The 21717-nt window shown below is 72.1% G+C and carries 23 protein-coding genes; 10 read left to right on the top strand and 13 right to left on the bottom strand.

Annotation, left to right across the window (positions count from 1 at the left end):
• The first annotated feature begins 3 nt into the window (after positions 1-3).
• The 3 genes from IM787_RS03580 (at position 4) to IM787_RS03570 (ending at position 3024) form a co-directional block, all read left to right on the top strand.
• Positions 4-963 carry a tripartite tricarboxylate transporter substrate binding protein gene (locus IM787_RS03580; RefSeq protein ID WP_193675251.1) on the top strand — a complete coding sequence of 320 codons (960 nt, stop codon included), beginning with the start codon at positions 4-6 and terminating at the stop codon, positions 961-963.
• A 137-nt stretch (positions 964-1100) separates the two neighbouring features.
• Entirely contained in the window at positions 1101-1550 is a 450-nt protein-coding gene (locus IM787_RS03575) for a cache domain-containing protein (protein WP_193675250.1), read from the top strand.
• A gap of 409 nt (positions 1551-1959) precedes the next feature.
• Entirely contained in the window at positions 1960-3024 is a 1065-nt protein-coding gene (locus tag IM787_RS03570; protein WP_193675249.1) for a maleylacetate reductase, read from the top strand.
• Here the strand turns inward: IM787_RS03570 and IM787_RS03565 are convergent.
• From IM787_RS03565 to IM787_RS03545, 5 genes are all read right to left on the bottom strand, one after another.
• Complete coding sequence (locus tag IM787_RS03565; RefSeq protein ID WP_193675248.1) at positions 3021-4682, bottom strand: NAD(P)/FAD-dependent oxidoreductase; 1662 nt, start codon at positions 4680-4682, stop codon at positions 3021-3023. The two genes, IM787_RS03570 and IM787_RS03565, sit on opposite strands and share 4 nt — an antisense overlap.
• A 64-nt stretch (positions 4683-4746) precedes the next feature.
• Positions 4747-4914: a hypothetical protein gene (locus IM787_RS03560; RefSeq protein WP_193675247.1), complete on the bottom strand. Its 168-nt coding sequence runs from the start codon at positions 4912-4914 to the stop codon at positions 4747-4749.
• A 35-nt stretch (positions 4915-4949) separates the two neighbouring features.
• Complete coding sequence (locus IM787_RS03555; RefSeq protein WP_193675246.1) at positions 4950-6230, bottom strand: TIGR03862 family flavoprotein; 1281 nt, start codon at positions 6228-6230, stop codon at positions 4950-4952.
• Positions 6227-7882, bottom strand: a complete 1656-nt coding sequence (locus tag IM787_RS03550) for an FAD-dependent oxidoreductase (RefSeq protein WP_193675245.1) — start codon at positions 7880-7882, stop codon at positions 6227-6229. Before IM787_RS03550 ends, IM787_RS03555 begins: the two co-directional genes overlap by 4 nt.
• A 6-nt stretch (positions 7883-7888) precedes the next feature.
• Positions 7889-8815: a LysR family transcriptional regulator gene (locus tag IM787_RS03545; protein ID WP_193675244.1), complete on the bottom strand. Its 927-nt coding sequence runs from the start codon at positions 8813-8815 to the stop codon at positions 7889-7891.
• A 106-nt stretch (positions 8816-8921) separates the two neighbouring features.
• Between IM787_RS03545 and IM787_RS03540 the strand changes: the two genes are divergently transcribed.
• The 4 genes from IM787_RS03540 to IM787_RS03525 are packed head-to-tail and all read left to right on the top strand — an operon-like array spanning position 8922 to position 12789.
• The gene (locus IM787_RS03540; RefSeq protein WP_193675243.1) at positions 8922-9761 is read left to right on the top strand and encodes an intradiol ring-cleavage dioxygenase; all 840 of its coding nucleotides are present in this window, start codon (positions 8922-8924) and stop codon (positions 9759-9761) included.
• Positions 9758-10063, top strand: coding sequence for a Dabb family protein (locus tag IM787_RS03535; protein WP_227494049.1), 306 nt, complete (start codon positions 9758-9760; stop codon positions 10061-10063). Before IM787_RS03540 ends, IM787_RS03535 begins: the two co-directional genes overlap by 4 nt.
• Positions 10064-10065: 2 nt before the next feature.
• Positions 10066-11409 (top strand): amidohydrolase family protein, encoded by a 1344-nt coding sequence (locus IM787_RS03530; protein WP_193675242.1) that lies wholly within the window; start codon positions 10066-10068, stop codon positions 11407-11409.
• Positions 11410-11433: 24 nt separating this feature from the next.
• On the top strand, positions 11434-12789 hold the full coding sequence (locus IM787_RS03525) for an MATE family efflux transporter (RefSeq protein ID WP_193675241.1): 1356 nt from the start codon (positions 11434-11436) through the stop codon (positions 12787-12789).
• A 6-nt stretch (positions 12790-12795) separates the two neighbouring features.
• On the opposite strand, the gene IM787_RS03520 is transcribed toward IM787_RS03525, so the two are convergent.
• A complete protein-coding gene (locus tag IM787_RS03520) occupies positions 12796-13371 on the bottom strand; it encodes a hypothetical protein (RefSeq protein ID WP_193675240.1) in 576 nt (191 codons plus the stop codon).
• 207 nt (positions 13372-13578) lie between these two features.
• Here IM787_RS03520 and IM787_RS03515 point away from each other — a divergent pair, with 207 nt between their 5' ends.
• On the top strand, positions 13579-14499 hold the full coding sequence (locus IM787_RS03515; protein ID WP_193675239.1) for an alpha/beta fold hydrolase: 921 nt from the start codon (positions 13579-13581) through the stop codon (positions 14497-14499).
• On the opposite strand, the gene IM787_RS03510 is transcribed toward IM787_RS03515, so the two are convergent.
• The 4 genes from IM787_RS03510 to IM787_RS03495 all read right to left on the bottom strand — a co-directional run bounded on the left by IM787_RS03510 (position 14496) and on the right by IM787_RS03495 (position 17035).
• Positions 14496-14726, bottom strand: coding sequence for a hypothetical protein (locus IM787_RS03510; protein WP_193675238.1), 231 nt, complete (start codon positions 14724-14726; stop codon positions 14496-14498). The genes IM787_RS03515 and IM787_RS03510 overlap by 4 nt on opposite strands.
• 161 nt (positions 14727-14887) lie before the next feature.
• Positions 14888-15700, bottom strand: a complete 813-nt coding sequence (locus IM787_RS03505) for a helix-turn-helix domain-containing protein (protein WP_193675237.1) — start codon at positions 15698-15700, stop codon at positions 14888-14890.
• A complete protein-coding gene (locus tag IM787_RS03500) occupies positions 15697-16134 on the bottom strand; it encodes an acyl-CoA thioesterase (RefSeq protein WP_193675236.1) in 438 nt (145 codons plus the stop codon). Before IM787_RS03500 ends, IM787_RS03505 begins: the two co-directional genes overlap by 4 nt.
• Positions 16118-17035, bottom strand: a complete 918-nt coding sequence (locus tag IM787_RS03495) for an alpha/beta hydrolase (protein WP_193675235.1) — start codon at positions 17033-17035, stop codon at positions 16118-16120. The genes IM787_RS03500 and IM787_RS03495 overlap by 17 nt, the downstream gene beginning before the upstream one ends.
• Before the next feature lie 105 nt (positions 17036-17140).
• Between IM787_RS03495 and IM787_RS03490 the strand changes: the two genes are divergently transcribed.
• Positions 17141-18466 (top strand): M16 family metallopeptidase, encoded by a 1326-nt coding sequence (locus IM787_RS03490; RefSeq protein WP_193675234.1) that lies wholly within the window; start codon positions 17141-17143, stop codon positions 18464-18466.
• A gap of 16 nt (positions 18467-18482) precedes the next feature.
• Here IM787_RS03490 and IM787_RS03485 read toward each other — a convergent pair whose 3' ends face one another.
• The gene (locus IM787_RS03485; protein WP_227494048.1) at positions 18483-19316 is read right to left on the bottom strand and encodes an SDR family oxidoreductase; all 834 of its coding nucleotides are present in this window, start codon (positions 19314-19316) and stop codon (positions 18483-18485) included.
• Between the two features lie 137 nt (positions 19317-19453).
• Here IM787_RS03485 and IM787_RS03480 point away from each other — a divergent pair, with 137 nt between their 5' ends.
• Positions 19454-20374, top strand: a complete 921-nt coding sequence (locus IM787_RS03480) for an AraC family transcriptional regulator (protein WP_193675233.1) — start codon at positions 19454-19456, stop codon at positions 20372-20374.
• Here the strand turns inward: IM787_RS03480 and IM787_RS03475 are convergent.
• Together IM787_RS03475 and IM787_RS03470 are read right to left on the bottom strand one after the other, a co-directional pair.
• Positions 20346-21080 (bottom strand): amino acid ABC transporter ATP-binding protein, encoded by a 735-nt coding sequence (locus IM787_RS03475; protein ID WP_193675232.1) that lies wholly within the window; start codon positions 21078-21080, stop codon positions 20346-20348. The two genes, IM787_RS03480 and IM787_RS03475, sit on opposite strands and share 29 nt — an antisense overlap.
• The gene (locus IM787_RS03470; protein ID WP_193675231.1) at positions 21064-21717 is read right to left on the bottom strand and encodes an amino acid ABC transporter permease; all 654 of its coding nucleotides are present in this window, start codon (positions 21715-21717) and stop codon (positions 21064-21066) included. The genes IM787_RS03475 and IM787_RS03470 overlap by 17 nt, the downstream gene beginning before the upstream one ends.

The raw sequence follows: 21717 nt of genomic DNA, 5'->3' as shown, positions 1-21717 counted from the left end.
GGCATGAAACGGATCCTCGCCACCCTCGCGGCGGCCCTGCTGGCCGGCGGCGCCCTGGCCCAGGCGGCCTTCCCCAACAAGCCGGTCAAGCTGGTGGTGCCCTTCACCGCCGGCAGCGGCACGGACATCATCGCGCGCACGGTCGGCGAAGCCATGGCCCGCGGCCTGGGCCAGCCGGTGGTGGTGGAGAACCGGCCGGGCGCCGGTGGCACCATCGGCGCGGCACAGGTGGCGCGCGGCGAGGCGGACGGCCACACGATCCTGATCCACTCGTCCGGGCACGCGCTCAACCCGGCGATCTACCCGAACCTGCCCTACGACACGCTCAAGGACCTCACGGGCGTCACGCCGCTCGCCGCGCTGCCCAACGTGCTGGTGGTGTCGCCCGCGCGCGGCTGGAAGAGCGTCGCCGACCTCGTCGCGGCCGCGAAGGCACGCCCCGGCCAGCTGAACTTCGCGTCGGCCGGCCTCGGCAGCGCGACGCACATGAACGCCGAGAAGTTCCGGCTGCGCGCCGGCGTGGACGCGCAGCATGTCCCCTTCAAGGGCACGCCGGAAGCGATCACCGACGTCATCGGCGGCCGCAACGACTTCTTCTTCGCGCCGCTGTCGTCGGCCTTGCCGCTGATCAAGGACGGCAAGCTGCAGGCGCTGGCCGTCAGCACGGCGCAGCGCTCGCCCGCCCTGCCCGACGTGCCGACGACCGTCGAAGCGGGCGTGCCGGGGTCCGACTACACCTTCTGGGTCGGCATGATCGTGCCCGCGGCAACGCCGCCCGCGATGGTGAAGCGCCTGCACGAAGAAGCGGCCAAGGCGCTCGCGTCGCCCGAAGTGAAGGAACGGCTGGTGAAGCTGGGGGCCGACCCCTTCCTGATGGAGCCGGCGGCCTTCAACGCGTACATCCGCGCCGAGATCGACTCGGCGGCGCAGATCGCGAAGGCAGCGAACCTCAAGCCGCAGTGACGGCCGCACGGTAAAGGCGGCACGGAACCGTCGCCGGTGCCACTTTGTTCACGCGGCGTTTGTTTACATCGAGATACATTCCTTCCGAGAGCCGCGGCCGTCACCGCCGGCCGCACGAAAAGTCGTTGGAGGGAACCATGAAGCACCTGATCCGGGCCGCAGCCGCGGTCGTCCTGTCCGCATCCGCCGCCGTCGCCGCAGCCGACACGGCCGAAGCGAAAGCCATGCTGGCCGACGCCCACGCCACCGTCGTGAGCAAGGGCCTCGCCGCCGCAGCCACCGAATTCAATGCCGGTGGCAAGTGGAAACGTGGCAACGCCTATGTGGTGCTGGTCAACTTCGAAGGCGGCACGCTGCTTGCGCACGCCGACAACCCGCGCCTCGCCGGCAAGGCGATGATCGAGGCGCGCGATGCCTCCGGCAAGCCGTTCGTGCAGGAGACGATCGCCAACGTGAAGGCTTCCGGCGAGTCGCTCGTCGAATACCGCTGGGCGAATCCCAGCACCAAGAAGATCGACAACGGCCGCCTCATGGCGCGCCGCGTGCCGGGACAGGACGCCTACGTGGCGGTCGGCTACTGGGAGTGAGGGGCGAGGGCTAGGGCCGCTTCGCGGTCGCTGCGAGTGACAGGGCGGGACGGGGGTCCGGGCACCCGCTCTCCGGTCCAGGCCAACGGCGCTCGAACCCTCGACATTTCCGCTCCGCCCCGAACGACGGCGTGATGAGGTTGGGGGTTGGGGGTCCGACCGCAGGGACGATTCGCGCTACCTGATACCTGGTGCACCTGACCGCTCGTCCGCATTGGAGGCTCTCGCTCTCCATGGCCGCGAATTGCGCGAGCCTGGACCGGAGGGCGGGCCCCCGGCCCCCAACCTCGCCCTGGACCCGCGATCGCCTCCGACTTCCGCCCCCCGCAAAACAGAATTCTCCCTGCCGGGCTGACCTCCGGCGTGCCAGCGCCTAAAGTACGGGCGAGCGCATGCAGGAGGGGGCACCGTGAGAGCTTTCGTCTATAGCGGACAGCCGGGCCGCGTCGTCTTCGGCCCGGGCACGCTGTCGCAACTGGGCCGCGAGATCCAGGCGCTGGGCGCGCGCCGCGCCCTCGTCCTGTCCACGCCGGAGCAGCGCGCGTCGGCCGAACACGTCGCGGACCTGCTCGGCGACCGCGCCGCCGGCATCTTCGACCGTGCGGTGATGCACGTGCCCATCGAGACCGCTCGCGAAGCGCGTGAGGTCGCCCGCACGCTCGGCGCGGACTGCGCGGTCGCCGTCGGCGGCGGCTCCACCACGGGGCTGGGCAAGGCGATCGCGCTCGACTCGGGCCTGCCGATCCTCGCCATCCCCACCACTTATGCCGGCAGCGAGATGACGCCCATCTACGGCATCACCGAGGCCGGGATGAAGAAGACCGGCCGCGATGCGAAGGTGTTGCCGCGCACGGTGATCTACGACCCGGAACTCACCCTGACGCTGCCCGTCGGCCTCAGCGTCACCAGCGGTCTCAATGCCATCGCGCATGCGGCCGAGGGCCTGTACTCGGTGGAGGCGAACCCGGTGATGGACCTGATGGCGGAGGAGGGCATCGGCGCCCTCGGCCGTGCGCTGCCGCGGATCCGCGCCAACCCGGCGGACGTCGAAGCGCGTGGCGACGCCTTGTATGGCGCCTGGCTGTGCGGCATCGTGCTGGGCAACGTCGGCATGGCGCTGCACCACAAGCTGTGCCACACGCTGGGCGGCAGCTTCAACCTGCCGCACGCGGAGACGCACACCGTCGTCCTGCCGCATGCGTTGGCGTACAACGCGGCAGCCGCGCCGCGTGCCATGAACCGCATCCAGCGCGCGCTCAAGGGCAAGGACGCGGCGCAGGCCGTGTACGACCTGGCGAAGGACAACGGCGCACCGGTCGCCCTGCGCGACATCGGCATGAAGGAAGGCGACCTGGACCGGGCCTGCGAGATCGCGCTGCAGAACCAGTATCCGAACCCGCGGCCGCTGGAAAAGGCGGCGATCCGGCAGCTGCTGCAGGATGCGTTCGACGGTGTGCGGCCCGCTGCGGCCTAGGCACCCAGCATCGCCCGGCCGACCGATTCGGCCACCTCGATCCCGTCGACGCCCGCCGACATGATCCCGCCGGCGTAGCCCGCGCCTTCGCCTGCGGGATACAAGCCACGCACGTTCAGGCTCTGGTGCTGGCGGTTGCGCGTGATGCGCAGCGGCGACGAGGTGCGCGTCTCCACGCCGGTGAGCACCGCGTCGGGCATGGCGAAGCCCTGGATCTGCCGCTCGAACGCGGGCAGGGCCTCGCGGATGGCCTCCAGCACGTAGGGCGGCAGCACCTCGCGGCCCCGCTGCTGGAAGTCCGTCATCTTCACGCCCGGCTTGTACGACGGCAGCACGCCGCCCAGCGCGGTGCTGCGCTGCTTCTTCAGGAAGTCGCCCACGAGCTGGCCGGGCGCCACGTAGCCGCCTTCGCCGAGTTCGTACGCGCGCGATTCCCAGAACCGCTGGAACTGCATGCCGTCGAGCGGGCTGACCGGCCCGTCCCCGCGGCCGTCCTGCCGGTAGTCCTGCGGGTCGATGCCGACGACGATGCCGGCGTTCGCGTTGCGTTCGTTGCGCGAGTACTGGCTCATGCCATTGGTGACCACGCGCTCGGGTTCCGACGTCGCCGCCACCACCGTGCCGCCGGGGCACATGCAGAAACTGTAGACGCCGCGGCCGTTCTTCGCGTGGTGCACCAGCTTGTAGTCGGCCGCACCGAGGACTGGGTTGCCCGCGTTCGGGCCGAAGCGCGCGCGGTCGATCACGCCCTGCGGATGTTCGATGCGGAACCCGACCGAGAACGGCTTGGCCTCCATGTAGACGCCGCGCGCGTGCAGCATCTGGAAGGTGTCGCGCGCGCTGTGGCCCAGCGCCACCACCACATGGTCGGCGCGCAGCTGCTCGCCGGAGGCCAGCGTCACGCCGCGGATCTGCTTGTCTTCCCCCGTGCCCTCGATCAGCACGTCCGCCACCTGCTGGCCGAAGCGGATCTCGCCGCCCAGCGCCACGATGTCGGCGCGGATCTTCTCCACCATGCTCACCAGGCGGAAGGTGCCGATGTGGGGCTTGCTGACGAAGAGGATCTCCTCCGGCGCGCCCGCCTTCACGAATTCGGTGAGCACCTTGCGCGTGAGGTGGCGCGGGTCGCTGATCTGGCTCCACAGCTTGCCGTCGCTGAAGGTGCCGGCACCGCCTTCGCCGAACTGCACGTTCGAGGTCGGGTCCAGCACGCCGCGCCGCCACAGGCCCCAGGTGTCCTGCGTGCGCTGCCGCACTTCCTTGCCGCGCTCCAGCACGATGGGGCGCAGGCCCATCTGCGCCAGCACCAGCGCGGCGAAGATGCCGCAGGGACCGAACCCGACGACCACCGGGCGCGGGCGCTCGCCGGCAAAGAAATCGGCCGGCGCGTGGCCCGCGAACCGGTACGTCATGTCGGGCGCCGGCCGCACGTGCGGGTCGCCCTGCTTCGCGGCCAGCACCGCGGCCTCGTCGCGCACCTCGCAATCCACCGTGTAGATCAGCAGGATGGCGGTCTTCTTGCGCGCGTCGTAGGCGCGGCGGAAGACGGTGAAGGACAGCAGGTCCGCGTCCGCGATGCCGAGCTTGCGCAGCACGGCGGGACGCAGGGCGTCCTCCGCGTGGTCCAGCGGCAGGCGCAGTTCGGTGAGTCTCAGCACGGTGCGGACAGGTCCTGAAAGCGAAACGCCGCCCGGAGGCGGCGGTCGGCGGGTCTCCGGCGGATCAGCCGCCCTTGTGCGGGCGCTTGCCCGGGTTCTTCTTGCTGCGGGTGTGCGAGCCGCGCTCCAGGCTGACCTTCTGGCCGTGGCCGGCGGTCAGGGTGACGCCCTTGGGGGCTTTGGCGCGCGGGGTGGCCTTGCGGTCCGCTTCGGTGACGATCTTGTTGCCCATGGCTGGTGGTACTCGGTGGGTGGGAGAACCCGTGATTATCCACTGTGGCCCGGTTCCCGCCCGGCCAGCCAGGACAAGACCCCCGCGGCAGCCGTGCGGCCGGTCGCCATGCAGGCGGTCAGCAGGTAACCGCCGGTGGGCGCCTCCCAGTCCAGCATCTCGCCGGCGCAGAAGGTGCCGGGCAGGGCGGTCAGCATCTGGCCCCGGTCCAGGGCGTCGAAACGGACCCCGCCGGCGGTGCTGATGGCCTCCGCCATCGGACGCGGGCGCGCCAGGACGATCGGCAGGGCCTGGATCGCGGCGGCCAGCTGAACGGGGTCTTCCAGTTGCTGCGGGGTGAGCACCTCGTGCAACAAGGCCATCTTCAGCCCCTGCAGGCCCAGCCGGCTTTTCAGGTGGGTCGACAGGCTGCGCGGCCCGCGTGGCCGCGCCACCTCGGCCAGCACCTGCGCCGGGGTGTGCTGCGGCAGCAGGTCGACCTGCCAGGTCGCGGACCCCTGGCCGGCGATGCGGTCGCGCAAATGCGCGCTGAACGCGTACACCAGGCTGCCTTCGATGCCGGTGTCGGTCAGCACGAACTCGCCCTGCTGCCGGTGCTCGCGCCCGGCGGCGTCGGTGAAGCGGGCCGCGACCGGCTTCACGGGCTGGCCGGCGAAGCGCTGCCGCAGGTGTTCGCTCCAGCCGGTGCGGCCGGGTGCGGTGGGCGCCACGTCGAAGCCGCAGTTCGAAGGCTGCAGCGGCGCCACCGCGACGCCCTTCCCGGCAAGCCATGGCAGCCAGGCGCCGTCGGAGCCGAGGCGCGGCCAGCTGCCGCCGCCCAGGGCGAGCACGGTGGCGTCCGCGGTGACGTTCGTTTCACCCGTGGGCGCCTGGAAGCGCAACGCGCCCTCCGGCGTCCAGCCGGTGAAGCGGTGCCGCACATGGATGCGCACTCCGCGTGCGCGCAGGCGGTGCAGCCAGGCGCGCAGCAGCGGCGCGGCCTTCATGTCCTGCGGGAAGACGCGGCCCGAGGTGCCGACGAAAGTCGGGATGCCCAGGCCTTCCGCCCACTGCCGCACGGCCACGCTGTCGAAGCCGGCGATGGCGGTGCGCAGTGCCTCGCTGCGGTCGCCATAGCGCCGCAGGAAGTCCTCGCCTTCCTCGGAGTGCGTCAGGTTCAGCCCGCCGCGCCCGGCCAGCAGGAACTTGCGTCCCACCGAAGGCATGCTGTCGTAGAGGTCGACCGCGACGCCGGCTTCGGACAGCACTTCGGCGGCCATCAGGCCCGCCGGGCCGCCGCCGACGATCGCCACGTGCGCTGCGTTTCGCGGCGTCATGCGTGCCCGCTCGCCTGGCGCAGCACGGCGGCGGCCAGGGATGCCTCGGCGCCGCGCCAGGCAACGATCTGGTCCGGCCGCACCAGCGCGAGCGGCGCCTCGTAGAGTGCGCGCAGCGCGGGGTCGGCGTGGCGCACCACGCGCAGGTCGAGCCCCAGCTCGCCGGCCGCCGCCTCGAAGGATGCGGTCGCCGGCGGCTGCGGCCCCAGCGCCAGCAGCGTCCACTCGGCGTGGAAGGTGTCGAACAGCGAACGACCGTCCTCCAGCCACGCGTGCGGCGGACGGCCGCCGGGACAGGCCGTCGGCACGTAGGCGTTGGCCGTGTCCGGCGGCGGCGTGCTGCCGTCCGGCACGATCAGCGGCGAGCCGTCGTAGCGGCCGCCGAAGGTGACGCCCGGGATGTTGAACTCCATCCGCACGTGCGCCTCCAGGTGGCGTGCCGCGTCGGCGCGCGCGGCCGCTCCCGCGGCGCTGTCTTCCTCCAGTTCCGCGCGGGCCTGGAACAGTCCGACCGAATCGGCGAAGTGCCGCGCATACGCGGTGTTGCGCAGCGCGAGCGGCCGGCGCTCGCGCTCGTAGGATGGCAGCAGGCCGGGCCCGGCGGTGCCGCGCACGGCGGCGGCCAGTTTCCATCCGAGGTTCACCGCATCTTCCACCGCGGTGTTGTAGCCCAGCCCGCCGGTCGGCGTGAAGAGGTGCGCCGCGTCGCCGCCGATGAACACGCGGCCGCGCTGCATGGACTGCGCGACCAGCGAATGGCCGGCGGTCCAGGTGCCGCAGGACAGCACCTCGACCGGCAGTTCGCGGCCGAGGGCTTCGGCGAACACGCGGCGCGCGTCGGCCTCCGTCCACGCCTCCGCGTCCTCGCCTTCGTGCACGGCGGCGTGGAAGGCGAACTCGCTGCGGCCGTCGACCGAAGCCATGAAGGCGCGCCGCTGCGCATTCACCGACACGTACATCCAGGCGCGCGCGTGCGGGAGCACTTCGTAGAAGCCCGGCGCGCGCAGGTACACCGCGAACATCTGGCCGCCCATGAAGTCGCGCCGCACGCCGCTGGCACCGCCCCAGACGATGCCCAGCTTGCCGCGCACGAGGCTGCGCGGGCCGTCGGCGCCGACCAGGTACCGCGCCTGCACGGCTTGCGGCGCGCCGCCGTCGACGGGCTGCACGGTGGCGTCCACGTGCGTGCCGGCGTCGTGGAAATCGACCAGCTTCCAGCCGTAGCGCACGTCGTTGCCTGGATGCGCCTCGGCATGCCGGCGCAGCACGGCCTCGACGAACTTCTGCGAGACGCGGTGCGGCAGTTCCGCGGCACTCCACGAGCCGCCCATGGCGCGCACCTGGCGCACGGCTTCCGCGGCGGTGGGCAGCGACAGCCGTGCGAGCTCGTGGCCGGTGTAGCGGGTGAAGTAGGCGATGTCGGTCGGGTGGTCGGGCGGCAACCCGAGCGCCCTCACTTCATCGGCGAAGCCCAGCCTGCGGAAGTGCTCCATGGTGCGGGCCTGCGTCGCATTGGCCTGCGGGTTGAAGGCGGTGGAGGGCTTGGGATCGACGAGCAGCGTGCGGATGCCGCGCCGGCCCAGCTCGTTGGCCAGCACCAGGCCGCACGGGCCGCCGCCGGCCACCAGCACGTCGCAATCAAGAGGGTTCATGGCGGGTCAGAAGCTGAAGCGCGCCGTCCATTTGCGCTCGTATTCCATGCGGTCGAAGTGTTCGGCGAGGAAGTCGATGAAGGTGCGCACCTTGGCCGTCAGGTGCTTGCGGCTGGGATAGGCCAGGTTGACGGTCAGGCGCGGCAGGTCCCAGGCGTCGAGCACCGGCACCAGCCGGCCGGCCACGATGTCGTCGTAGAGGATGTAGGTGGGCTGCACCAGGATGCCCAGGCCTTCCAGCGCGGCGGCGCGCAGCACCTGGCCGTCGTTCGATTCCAGCACGCCCTTGATCGCGACGGTCGTCGCCTGCCCGTCGCGCGTGAAGCGCAGCTCGTGCGGGTTGTTGGCGTAGGTGTAGACCAGCAGCGCGTGCTGCGCCAGGTCTTCCAGCGATTTCGGCGTGCCGGCGCGGCCCAGGTAGCCGGGCGAGGCCGCGAGGATGCGCCGCGTCTCGGCCAGCCGTCGCACGGTGATGTTGGAGTCCGGCTCCGCCTCGCGCGTGCGGATCGCCACGTCGATGTTGTTGTCGATCAGGTCGAGGTAGCGGTTGGCCGTCTCCACATGCACCGTCACCTGGGGGTAGCGCCGCGTGTACTCCGGCAGCAGCGGCGCGATGTGGTGCATGGCGAAGGACAGCGACGCGCTCACCCGCAGCGTGCCGGTGGGGTTCTGCGTGGAGGCGTTCACCGCCGATTCGGCGTCGTGCAGCTCCGCCAGCAGTGCCTTGCTGCGGCGCAGGAACTCCTGGCCGGTCTCTGTCAGGTAGAGGCGGCGCGTGTTGCGTTCGACCAGGCGCGCCCCCAGCCGCTCCTCCAGCGCCGACAGGTGGCGGCTGGCCGCCGCGTTCGACACGCCCAGCTCCTCCGCGGCGCGGCTCAGGCTGCCGGTTTCGGCCACCTGCACGAACAACGCCATTTCGGTCCAGCGATCCACCCTGCGAGTCTCCTGCAGCTTTTCTTGCACACGGCGGAAAACTCATTTGTCGCCGCGCCCTTGCGGCAAATTATGGACGCCCCCTAGAGTGGCCCCAGGAGACCGCATGCGCAACCTGACCCAGGACAACATCACCCAGGCCGTGCTGGCGCGCTTCGCCGACACGCCGGATGCGCGCCTGAAGGAGATCATGACCAGCCTGGTGCAGCACCTCCACAGCTTCGCGCGCGAGGTGAAGCTGACCGAAGGCGAATGGTTCCGCGGCATCGAATTCCTCACCCGCATCGGCCACATCACCGACGCGCAGCGGCAGGAGTTCATCCTGCTGTCGGACACGCTGGGGCTGTCGATGCTGACCGTCGCGATGAACAACGACAAGCCGGCCGGCTGCACCGAGGCCACGGTGTTCGGTCCGTTCTACGTCGAAGGGGCGCCGCATTTCGACCTCGGCGAGGACGTTGCGCAGGGCGCCGCGGGCGTGCCGTGCGTGGTGCGCGGGACGGTGCGCGGGCGCGACGGCGAGCCGGTGCCGGGCGCGGAGCTGCACGTGTGGCAGGCCGACGCCGAAGGCAAGTACGACGTGCAGCGCGAGGGGCTGGCGGCGCACCAGGCGCGCGGCGTGCTGCACGCCGACAGCCGCGGGGCGTACCACTTCCGCTCCATCCTGGCCGAGGCCTACCCGATCCCTGACGACGGCCCGGTGGGCGAGATGCTGCGCGCCACGAAGCGCCATCCCTGGCGGCCGGCGCACCTGCACTTCATGATCCGGGCCCCGGGCTACGAGACGCTGACCACGCACGTGTTCCGCGACGGCGACCCCTGGCTCGATTCCGATGCCGTGTTCGGCGTGCGCCAGTCGCTGGTGGCCGCGTGGAAGAAGCAGCCGGAAGGCCACTACCTGGTGGAGTACGACTTCGTGCTGAACCCGGCGAAGGACGCGCCTTGATCCGCCACCTGGTGATGTGGGACGTGCGCGGCGCCACGCGTGCGGAGAAGGACGCCAGCATCGCGCGCCTGCGCCACAGCTTCGAATCCCTGCGCGGCCGCATCCCCGGGCTGCTGCGGCTGGAGATCGGCGTGGACACCAGCCGCGCCGACTACGCGTGCGACGTCGTGCTGTTCAGCGAGTTCGCGTCGCAGGCGGCGCTGGACGCCTACGGCACGCATCCGGAGCACCTGCGGGTGAAGCAGGAACTGGGCGACCTGCGCATCGCGCGGCACCAGGTCGACTACACGGTGGAGGACTGAACATGGCCCGCACGCTGATCCGGAACGCCGCCATCGTCACCATGGAGCCGCAAGGCGAACTGCCGCAAGGCGACCTGCTGGTGGAGGGGGATCGCATCGCCGCGATCGCGCCGGCGCTCTCCGCCGACGACGCGGAGGTCGTGGATGCGACCGGCTGCATCGCGCTCCCCGGCCTGGTCAACGCCCACATGCACACCTGGCAGACCGCGCTGCGCGGCGTGGCGGCGAACTGGACCTTGCTCGAGTACTTCCAGAAGATGCACGCGGGCCTGGCCACGGCGTTCGCCGCCGACGATCTCTTCATCGCCACGCGCATGGGCGCGCTCAACCAGCTGAACTGCGGCACCACCACGCTGGCGGACTGGTGCCACAACAACCCCACGCCGGAACACAACGACGCGGCGATCGAGGGCCTGCTCTCCACCGGCATCCGCGCGGCCTTCTTCCACGGCACGCCCAAGCCCGACCCGAAGCCGGGGCAGGTGCCGTTCTGGGAGGTGCCGCATCCGCGCCGGGAAGTGGAGCGCCTGCTGCGGGCGCACCAGGGCCAGCCGCTCCTGTCGATCCAGGCGGCCGTCCTCGGGCCGCACTACGCCACGCTCGACGTCGCCCTGCACGACTTCCGCATGGCGCGCGAGCTGGGCCTGATCGCGTCGCTGCACCAGGGCGGCGGCCCGGCCCGCACGCCCGATGGCTGGGCGAAGCTGGAGGCGGCCGGCCTGCTCGGCCCGAACATCAACATCGTGCACGGCCATGCGCTCACCGACGCGCAGCTGGAGCGCTTCTGCGCGCTGGGCATGAGCTTTTCGGCGGCGGCCGAAAGCGAGATGTCGCAGGGCCACGGCCATCCGCTGACGGGCCGCCTCCGCCAGTTCGGCCGCGCGCCCTCGCTCGGCGTCGACCTGGAAAGCGTGCTCTCCGGCGACATGCTCACGCAGGCGCGCATCGCGCTGGGCATCCAGCGCAGCCTGGACAACGTGGCGCACCGCGAGCAGCACGGCACCATTCCGCCCACGTCCACGATCACGGCGCGCGAGGCGCTTTCGTGGGTGACCGTGGAAGGCGCCCGCATGCTGCAGATGCAGGACCGCATCGGATCGCTGGCGCCCGGCAAGCAGGCCGACCTGGTGCTGGTGCGGGCGAGCGACCTGAACATGCAGCCGGTGCACGACCCGGTGAGCAGCGTCGTGTTCCAGGCGTCGCTGGCCAACATCGACAGCGTGATGGTGGCAGGCCGCTGGAAGAAGCGTTCGGGGCAGCTGCTGGCCGGCGATCTCTCCGCCGACCTGCGCAAGCTGCGCGCCTCGGGCGAGAAGATCACGCGGGCGATGGGCCTCGCCCACTGAAAGCCGCGCGACTACCATCGCGCCATGACCTCGCAAGCCGTCGTCCTGCCGGACGGCCCGGCGCCGCTGTGGCGCCCCTTCGTCCTGTTCCTCGGCCCGCTGGTGCTCACCAACGTGCTGCAGGCGCTTTCCGGCACCTTCAACAGCGTGTTCCTCGGGCAGATGCTCGGGCCGCGGGCGCTCGCCGCCGCGGTCGCCTTCTTCCCGCTGCTCATGTTCTTCTTCGCCTTCGTGATCGGCCTGGGCACCGGCGCGTCGGTGCTGGTGGGCCAGGCCTGGGGCGGCAAGCAGCCGGAGCGCGTGCGCGAGATCGCGGGGACGGTGCTGCTGGGCGGCGCCGCGCTGGGCGCGGCGGTCGGCGCGCTGGGCGTGGTCGCGGTGCCCTGGATCCTGGAGGGCATGGGCACGCCGCGCGAGATCGTCGCCGAGGCGGTGACCTATGGGCGCGTCATGTTCCTCGCGCTGCCCGTGCTGTTCGTCTCCATGCTGTCGGCAGCGCTGCTGCGCGGGCTGGGCGACACGCTCACGCCGCTCGGCGTGCTGGTGGTCACCTGCGCGGCGTCCTTCGTGCTGACGCCGGCGCTCATTTCCGCCGGGCTCGGCGTGGCGAGCGCGGCCTGGGCGACGCTGGCCGCCACCGCCCTGTCCCTGGGTTGGCTCGGCTGGCGGCTCACCCGCCGCGCGCACCTGCTCGCGCCGGCCGGCCTGCGCGGGCTGCTGCGCTGGCGGCCGGACCTGCTGCGCAACGTGGCGCGGCTGGGGATCCCGACCGGACTGTTCTTCGTCACGGGCTCGCTGGCCGACCTGGGCCTGCTCTCCCTGGTCAACGCCCACGGTGCATCGGCGGTGGCGGCCTGGGGTGCGGTGGGGCAGGTGGTCGCCTACGTCCAGTTCCCGGCCTTCTCCATCGCGATCGCGGCTTCGGTGTTCGCGGCCCAGGCCATCGGCGCCGGCCGCGCCGGGCAGGTGCACCAGGTGGCGCGCGTCGGGCTGGCGCTGAACGTGGTGCTCACGGGCTCGATCGCCGTGGTGCTGGCGGTGGCCGCGCCGTCCGCGGTGCGCCTGTTCACCCGCGATCCGGCCGTCGTCGAACTCGGCACGCAGCTGCTGCGCATCGCCGTGTGGGGCAGCCTGATCCTCGGCGTCGGCAGCGTCTTCAGCGGCGTGATGCGCGCCGCCGGCACGGTGCGCGTGCCCATGTTCATCTCGCTGGGCTGCATCGCGCTGCTGCAGTTCCCGGTCGGCTGGCTCGTCGACCGCACCCTGGGCGTCCGCTGGCTGTGGGTGACCTACCTCGTCACCTACGGCTGCGGCGCCCTCCTGCAGTGCGCCTACTACTTCGGCGTCTGGCGCAGGAGGCCGGTCCAGCGCCTGGTCTGAACGGGTTCAGTCGTCTTCCGGGTCGATCTCGAGCCGGGCGACCGGCTGCGCCGGCGGCTCGGCCGGGATCTCGTAGACCATCACGGTCCCCGGCGGCGTGTAGATGCACTGCAGCGCGGGCTCGCCGGCGTATTGCCGCAGCATCGCGCAGCCTTCCCAGAACAGGCGCTCGTGCTCCGTGTCCTTCCAGGTCTTCATGGCCCACACCGCGCCGAGCGCCAGGCAGGCCGGCGCGAACGAGCCGCCGGTGAGCAGGGCGGCGGTCACGCACACGTTGTTGGCCGCCGCGCCGCCCCACATGGCCGTGGCCGCCGCGTACACCGCGGGGCGTTCGGTGTCGGGCAGCGTCTCCGCATAGCGCAACGCCACCGCCTTCATCCCGATGGCCAGCACCGGCCCGATCGGGTTCGCCTCGACGCCACCGGCGGCCAGTCCCATGAGCGTGGACAGGCCGTCCGCGATGGCGGCGTTCCTGGCCTTCTCTTCGCCCGACTGCGCGCTGGCCGCCCCGCAGGCGGTGACCAGCGCGGCCGCCAGGGCCAGCTTCCTTCCAGTGCGCACGGTGTGTCGCATCGCTCCCATCGCTCCCTCCTTCGCCGGCTTGCTGCCGTGTTCCCGTGCCGCGAGTGAACCATGCTCATCCGTGGGAGAACTAAGGAGAATGCGGATCGCGCAACACCGCGCAGGCCCCGGAAACGCCGCTGGTCGGGGCGGAGCGGTCATTCCGGTAACCGCGTTTGACATTGATGCAGGCCCACAACAGGCGACGCGCTGTGGCAAGCTGCCGCCATGCGAACGCTGCATCCCCTGCGCCACACTCCCGCGGGCATCCTCGACGTGGCCTGGCACGGCTGCGGGCCGGAGCACGGCCCGCCCGTGTTCCTGCTGCACGGCTTCCCCTACGACATCCATGCGTACGCGGACGTCGCGCCGCTGCTGGCCGATGCGGGCTGCCGCGTGATCGTTCCCTTCCTGCGCGGCTTCGGCCCGACCCGCTTCCTGCGCGCCGACACGCCGCGCTCCGGTGAGCAGGCGGCGCTGGGCGCCGACCTGCTGGCGCTGATGGACGCGCTGCAGGTCGAACGGGCCGTGCTGGCCGGCTATGACTGGGGCGGGCGCGCCGCCTGCGTGGTGGCGGCCCTGTGGCCGGACCGTTGCGCGGGCCTGGTCTCGTACAACAACTACAACATCCAGGACATCGCGCGCGGCATGGAGCCGGACACGCCGGAGAACGAGCACCGCCTCTGGTACCAGTACTACTTCCACTCCGAACGGGGGCGCGCGGGGCTGGCGAAGGACCGCCGCGCCTTCACGCGCCTGTTGTGGCGCCTGTGGTCACCGACGTGGAACTTCGACGAGGCGACGTTCGCGCGCTCGGCCGAGGCGTTCGACAACCCGGATTTCGTGGAGGTGGTGATCCAGTCCTATCGGCATCGCTTCGGGCTGGTGCCGGGCGACCCGGCATACGCGGCGATCGAGGCGCGGCTGGCGCTGCAGCCGGCGATCGCGGTGCCGGCGATCACGTTCGACGGCGAGGACGACGGCGTGCGGGGGCCGGCACCGGCGGCCGCGCATGCCCATCGTTTCAAGGGGCCGCGCTCGCATCGCATCGTGCCGGGCGTGGGGCACAACATGCCGCAGGAGGCGCCGCGCGTCTTCGCCGACGCGGTGCTGGAACTGGTGCGCGGCGGAGGCTGGACGCGCGGCTAGTGACGCGTCGGCGCCAACCCGAGGCGGCGCCGCAATCCGTCCTCGTATTCCCAGTCGGCGGCGCAGTCGCTGTCGCAGAACAGGCGCTGGCCGATGGCGTCCGCGTTGCCGCAGTGGTGGCAGCTGCCGATCGGCTGGAGCACGGTGCCGCGGCGGCGCTGCGCGGCCAGGGCGTGCGACAGGTGACGCTGCTCGGAATCGAATGCGATGTCTGCTTCGTCGGCCATGGTGGACCCCCGTGTGTGCGGACTGCGCGTCGGCGCCGCCCTGTTGCCAAAGTGAACGCATTGTTCGGGGCGGCAAGGCGTCCGGGGTCCTCCGGCAGGCCGGTCATGGCGTAGGACGCGCGCCTGAGCCACGGTCCGCGTGCCGCCGGCACGCAACGCGTTCAGTCGGCGTCCACGACGATGACGCGCCCCGCGAGGAGGCGCGATCCGGGCGTGCGGCACGAGGCCGCGGCGCGCGCGAACGCACGAGGGGTGAGCGAGCTCAATTGGCGGATGGTGCGCGTGAGGTGCGGCTGGTCGGCGAAGGCCAGCGCCGCGGCGGTGTCGGCGAGCGCGCCGCCGCCGGCGAGCAGCCACGCGGCGCGCTGGAAGCGGACGGTGCGCGCATAGGTGGCGGGCGACACCCCGAGCCAGGCGCGGAAGTCGCGTTCGAGTTGCCGCGGCGAGACCCGCAGCTCGCGCCGCACCCCCGCCAGGTCGAGCGGTCCCTGCAGGTCCTGGATCAGCGCGGCGGCTTCGGCCAGCCGTTGCTGCGCGACACCGTAGCGATGGCGCTGCGCGACACGTCGCTCGATCCAGCCGGCGAACAGCTGCATGCGCAAGGCAGGGTCCGGAGAGGCCAGCAGCGCGTCGCGCAGCCGCCGCAACTCGTCCGCGCTGCAGAACGCCGCCAGGGGCAGGCGCCGGTCGGCCAGTCCCTCCAGCGGCGCGCGCAGGAAAGCCAGCAGGCCCGCCGGCGTGAGCAGCGCGAAAGCCAGCGTGCCGGCGCTGCGGGAGCGGAAGCGCTCCGGCCGGGTGCGCAGCAGGGTCACGGCCAGCTCCATGCCGGGTGCCGCGCCGCCCCGCGCGTCTTCGCCGCAATGCAGCGTCACCATGTACAGGTCGGTGGGCAGGGCCAGTTGCGGTTGCCCGCGCGGACCGGCCGTCGGCAGCCAGCCGAGCGCGGCCACCAGCGGCGGCGTTGCGGCTGTCATGGCGCGGGCCCGGGCGGGTCGGCGAGCCAGTCGCGCGCCGTCGCCAGCACGGCCTCGGGCAGCGGCACGAGGCGTCGCGACGACTTGTCGAGGTAGCCGACCAGCAGGTCCATCGTGGCGACCTCGCCTTCGGCTTCGCAGTTGCGCATGCGATGCTGGTAGCGCAGGGTCTTGGCGCCGGCTTCCCGCAGCCCGGTGGAGACCGCCAGGAGCGACCCCGCGTGCACCTCGCGCCGGTACTGGATGCGCTGGTCCAGCGCCACCAGGCCGCGGTCCTGCGCCGCGAGGAAGGCGGGCGTGAGGCCCAGCGCCGCCAGGAAGTGCCAGGAGGCCTCGTCGAAACGCGCGACGTACGACTGCACGTTGAGGTGCCCCATGTGGTCGATGCACCAAGGGTAGACGAAGCCGCGGTAGGTTTCAATCGGCGCGGCCATCGCTTCCCTCGCGGCCGGCCAGGTGGGACAGCGTCCATTCGACCACCTGCGCATCGGCCAGGATGCGCCGGTGCGACAGGCCCTCGGTGATGCGCAGGGTGGCCGCGGGCAGGGCGTTCGCCAGCGCAGTGGAGTTCGTCACCGGCGCCATGCGGTCGCCGCGGTCGTGCACCAGCAGCACCGGGACCTGCACGCGCGCGCCCAGCAAGTCGGGCCCGAACTGCTCCAGCGCCATCCGCTCGCGCTCTTCGATGCGCTGCCGCATGCGGGCCAGCAGGCCCGGCGCGAGTCCGAAGGCATCGCCGAACCATTGCAGCACCGCGGCCGGCGGCGACGACGCCGCCAGCGCCACCATGCGGCCGGCGGCCAGGCCGTGCGCCATCGCATGCAGGCCCGCCACCGCGCCCATGGAGTGCGCGACGATGGCGTCGAAGGGGCCGCAGCGGGCCTGCGCCTCGAACAGCCCGCGCACGATCTGCGGCATGGTGCAGCGCCAGCCGGTGCTGCGCCCGTGCGCCGGCAGGTCCATCAGCACGGGCTCGAAGCCGGCGGCGGCCACGGCCTCGCCCAGCGGCCGCATCTGCAGCGCGTCGCCGGCCCAGCCGTGCACGAGCAGCACGCGCGGCCGCCGCAGGTCCGCCTGTTCGGTGGGCCGGTGGCGCAGCAGTACGAAGCCTTCCTGTCCCGTGGAGAGCCGTTCGGCCCGCCACGCCGGCGGCACCCGGCGCCGGGTGGAGAGCTTGGTCGGGAAGGGCGTGAAGAAGAGGTGGACGGCCAGGCGCGCGGCGAGGTCGGGGGCCAGGCCGTGGGCAGCGCGGAGGCCGGCGGCGGCCCAGCGTGCCACCCGGCTGTGCCCGAAGGCCAGGCCGGCGGAGGTGGAGGCGATGTCGGAGGAAGTCATCCCCGGATTGGGACAGTGGCGCGGGTCGCGGTCTTGAACGGGAGCGGCACAGGTGTTACGGGTGCCCCGGTCCGGCGCGGCCGCGCGGTATCCTGAGCGCCCACCATGCACCCGCCGACCCCGCCCGCCCCTCTCGTCCGAACCCTGCCCAATGGCGTCCGCCTGCTGGCCGTGCGCCTGCCGCACCTGCGCAGTGCCAGCGTGGGCGTGTTCCTGCGCGTGGGTTCGCGCGACGAGAGCCCGGAAAGCAACGGCATCAGCCACGTGCTGGAGCACATGGCCTTCAAGGGCACGGCCACGCGGGACGTCCAGGCCATCAACCTGGATGCGGAGCGGCTGGGTGCCGACGTCAACGCGTTCACCAGCAAGGACACCACCGGCTACTTCATGAGCGGCCTGGGCCGGCATGCGGACGCCTTCCTGGAGATGGTGGCGGACATCGTCCTGAACAGCGTGTTCCCCGAGGACGAGCTCGCGCGCGAGCTGGAGGTGATCCGCCAGGAGGCCATCGAGTACGACGAGGACCCGGAAGAGAGCGCCAGCACGCTGCTGGACCGCGCGCTGTGGGGCGACGCCCCCCTGGGCATGCCGGTGATCGGCACGGTGGAGAACATCGCGCGCTTCACCCGCGACGACCTGGTGGCGCACGTGCGCAGCCATTATGTGGCCGGCAAGACGATCGTGGCGGCCGCGGGCGACATCGACCCCGAGGCGTTCTTCGCCCGTGCGGAGGCCTTGTTCGCGGGCATGCGCACGCAGCCCGCCGCGGACGGCGAGGACGCGCCGCTGCCTCCGCGGCCGGTGTCGGGTGCGCTCGGCCGGCGCTTCGGCCAGGTCTCGCAGGTGTTCCTGAACGTCGCCTGGCCGCTGGGGCCGGCGCAGCCCGGCGAACTGCGCGACCCGCGCTGGCGCATCGCCGCGTCGGCGGCCGCCATGCTGTTCGGCGGCGGCATGTCCGCGCCGCTGACCGACACCGTGCGCGAGCGGCTGGGCCTGGCTTACAGCGTCGGGTCGTCGATGGAGCACGGCGCGGCCTGGAACGACTTCCTGCTGCACGCCACCACGGCGCCCGACAAGCTGGAGCAGGTGCTGGCCGCGACCGGCACGCTGCTGCGCGAGCACGCGCAGGCCATCGCGCCCGTCCACCTGGAGCGCGCGAAGAACCAGCTGATGGTGTCGCGCGTGCGCGGCCTGGAGCGCAGCTACGCGACGCTGGAGCGGGCGGTGGAGGAGTTGTTCGTCGACGGCGCCGTGGCACCGCCGCAGGAGACGCTGTCGCTGATCGAGAGCCTGCGGGCCGACGAGGTGCGGGCGGTGTTCGAAGGCATGCTGGCGCGCAAGCCCGCGCTGGCCATCGCCGGCCGGAACGCCAGCGCCAAGGCCGCGCGCCAGCTCGCCGCGACGCTGCAGGCGCAGTCCGCGCCGGCCTGACGGCGAGGCCGACGCGTCAGACGATGCCGCCGTTGGCGAAGACCGTCTGGCCGTTGATCCAGGCGCCGTCGCGGCTGCACAGGCCGGCGATCACGTCCGCGATGTCGCCCGGCTCGCCCAGCCGCTTGTGCGGCGTGCGCTGCGCGAAGCCGGCGATCTGCTGCGGCGTCTTGCCGTCGGTGAACAGCGTCGTGTTCACCACGCCCGGCGCGAGCGCGTTGACGGAGACCATCCGACCTTCCAGCTCCTTGGCGAGGATGGCGGCGTAGATCTCCTGCGCGGCCTTCGTCGCCGCGTACGGCCCGTAGGTGCCGGTGCGCAGCTGCGTGATGCTGGACGACAGCGTGACGATGCGGCCGCCGTCGCGCACGCGCCGCGCCGCCTCGCGCAGCACCTGGAAGCTGCCCTTCTGGTTGACGTCCATCATGCGCGCGAAGTCCTCGTCGCTCATGTCCCGGAAGGGCGCCAGGCGCATCACGCCGGCGTTGCTCACCACGACGTCGACTCCGCCGAAGGCGCGCTCGTTCTCGTCGAACAGGCGCTGCACCGCGCGCGGGTCGCTCACGTCCGCCTGGACCCAGATCGCGCGGCCGCCGGCCCGCTCGATGTCGCGCACCACGCCCGCGGCGAGTTCGCGGTTGGCCACGCAGTTGACGGTGACGGCATGGCCGTCGCGCGCCAGCCGCTTCGCGGTGGCGGCGCCGATGCCGCGCGACGAGCCGGTGACGATCGCGACGCGATGGCGGGTCGTGGGTGCCGGTTGCGCGGCGGTGGGGAGGGCTGCGGCGCCGGCCGCGGCGGCGGTGGCGGCCAGGACGGCGCGGCGGGACATGGGGATGCGTTCGTTCATGGGACTCTCCTGTCTGTGGATGGGTCCATGGACGATAGGGAGGGGCCGCGGCCGTGGCTTGCCCGCGAGCGCCGGAAACTTGCCTGATCCTGCCGCGGCCGGTGCGCAAGGCCCGGTGCCTTGCTAAGCTGCCCGCCATGCAGACCCTCCGTTCCGCCGTGCTGGCCTACACCGCGTCGCATGCGACAAGCGACGGGCTGGCGGCGACGCCGCTCCCGGGCCTGCGGATGATGTGCGTGCATGCGCCGTCCGGACCGCTGCATTCGGTGTACCGGCCGCTCGTTTGCCTGATCCTGCAAGGCGCCAAGCAGCTGACCGTGGGCGGCGAAGTGCGGCAGGTCCAAGCCGGCGAATCGGTGGTCGTCACCGCCGACGTGCCCGTCACCGGCCGCATCGTCCGCGCCAGCGCCGCCGAGCCCTACTGCGCGGTGGCGGTGGAGTTCGACCAGGGGCTGCTCGCCGAGCTGTGCGCGGAGTTGCCGGCCCCCCCCGCGCCGCGCGGCGGCAGCCAGGTGCACGTGGAGCTCGCGGATGCCGCGGTGCTCGATTGCGCGGCACGCCTCGTGCAGCTGCTGGACCGCCCCGAAGCCGCGCACCTGCTGCATCCCGGCATCTCGCGCGAGCTGCACTACTGGCTGCTGGCGGGCCGTCATGGCGAAGTGCTGCGCGGCATGGCCGCACCCGGCGGTCACGCCCGCCGCCTCGGCGAGGCCTTGCGGCTGCTGCGCTCGGAGTACCGGACCGACCTGCCGGTGGAGCAGCTGGCGGCGGCGGCGCGCATGAGCCTGACTGCCTTCCACCGCCACTTCAAGGCGCTCACCTCGCTCACGCCGCTGCAGTTCCAGAAGCAGCTGCGGCTGGTCGAGGCGCGGCGGCTGATGCGGGACCAGGGGCTGGCCGCCAGCACGGCGGCCTTCGAGGTGGGCTACCAGAGCGTGCCGCAGTTCACGCGCGACTATGCGCGCATGTTCGGCGCGCCGCCGATGCGCGACACGCGCGCGGTGCTGGAGCGCGCGAAGCGCCCCGCGCTCAGTGCAGCGACGCCAGGAAGGTCCTGAGCTCCGGCGTCGCCGGGCTGCCGAACAGATCCTGCGGCGCGCCGGTTTCGTGCACCCGGCCCTGGTGCATGAAGACGATGCGGTCGCTGACCTTGCGCGCGAAACCCATCTCGTGCGTCACCATCAGCAGCGTCATGCCGTCGGCGGCGAGGGACTCGACGACCTGCAGCACTTCGCCCACCAACTCGGGATCGAGCGCGCTGGTGATCTCGTCGCACAGGAGCACCGCCGGCTCCATGGCCAGCGCGCGGGCGATCGCCACGCGCTGCTGCTGCCCGCCGGAGAGCTGGTCGGGCATGGCGTCGAACTTCTCGGCGAGGCCGACGCGCTCCAGCAGCGCGCGCGCCTGCTCCGCGGCGGCCGCCTTGGCCTTCTTCTTCACCAGCGTGGGCGCCAGCATCACGTTGCGCCCCACGCTCAGGTGCGGGAACAGGTTGAAGCCCTGGAAGATCATGCCGACCTGCTGCCGCAGCGCGCGCATCGCGCCGGCGTCGCCATGCCGCAGCGGCTGGCCCGCCACCGACAGCGCGCCCTCCTGGAAGGTCTCCAGCCCGTTGACGCAGCGCAGGAGCGTGCTCTTGCCCGAGCCGCTCCTGCCGATGATGGCGAGCACCTCGCCCGGCTGCACCGCCAGGTCGATGCCCTTCAGGACCTCGTTGGCGCCGAAGGACTTGCGCAGCGCGCGGATGTCAACGATGGGCGGCATGGAGTTGTCTCTCGAGGCGGCGGGCATACAGGCTGACCGGGAAGCACAGGGCGAAGTACAGCAGCGCGACGCAGCCGTAGACGAGGAAGGGCTTGAAGGTGGCGTTGGTGATCATGGTGCCGGCCTTGGTCAACTCCACGAAGCCGATCACGCTGGCGAGCGCCGTGCCCTTGACCACCTGCACCAGGAAGCCGACGGTAGGGGGCACCGCGATGCGCAGCGCCTGCGGCAGGACCACGTGGCGCAGCTGCTCGCCGAAGTTCATCGCGAGGCTGCGCGCCGCCTCCCACTGTCCGCGCGGCACCGATTCGACGCAGCCGCGCCAGATCTCGGCCAGGAAGGCGCTGGTGTAAAGCGTGAGCGCCACCGCGGCGGCGGTCCAGGCGGAGGTGTCGAAGCCGAACAGCGCGAAACCGAAGTAGGCCAGGAACAGCTGCATCAGCAGCGGCGTGCCCTGGAACAGTTGCACGTAGCCGGCGACGGCCAGCCGCGCGGGGCGCGAGGGCGACAGGCGCGCGACCAGCAGCAGCAGGCCGACCACGCCGCCGCCGACGAAGGCGATCAGCGACAGCGCGACGGTCCAGCGCGCCGCCAGCAGCAGGTTGCGCACCACGTCCCAGAGCGAGAAGTCGACCAT

The sequence above is a fragment of the Ramlibacter pallidus genome (assembly GCF_015070875.1).
Lineage (GTDB): Bacteria > Pseudomonadota > Gammaproteobacteria > Burkholderiales > Burkholderiaceae_C > Ramlibacter > Ramlibacter pallidus.
This window is presented reverse-complemented; position numbering and strand designations above follow the sequence as displayed.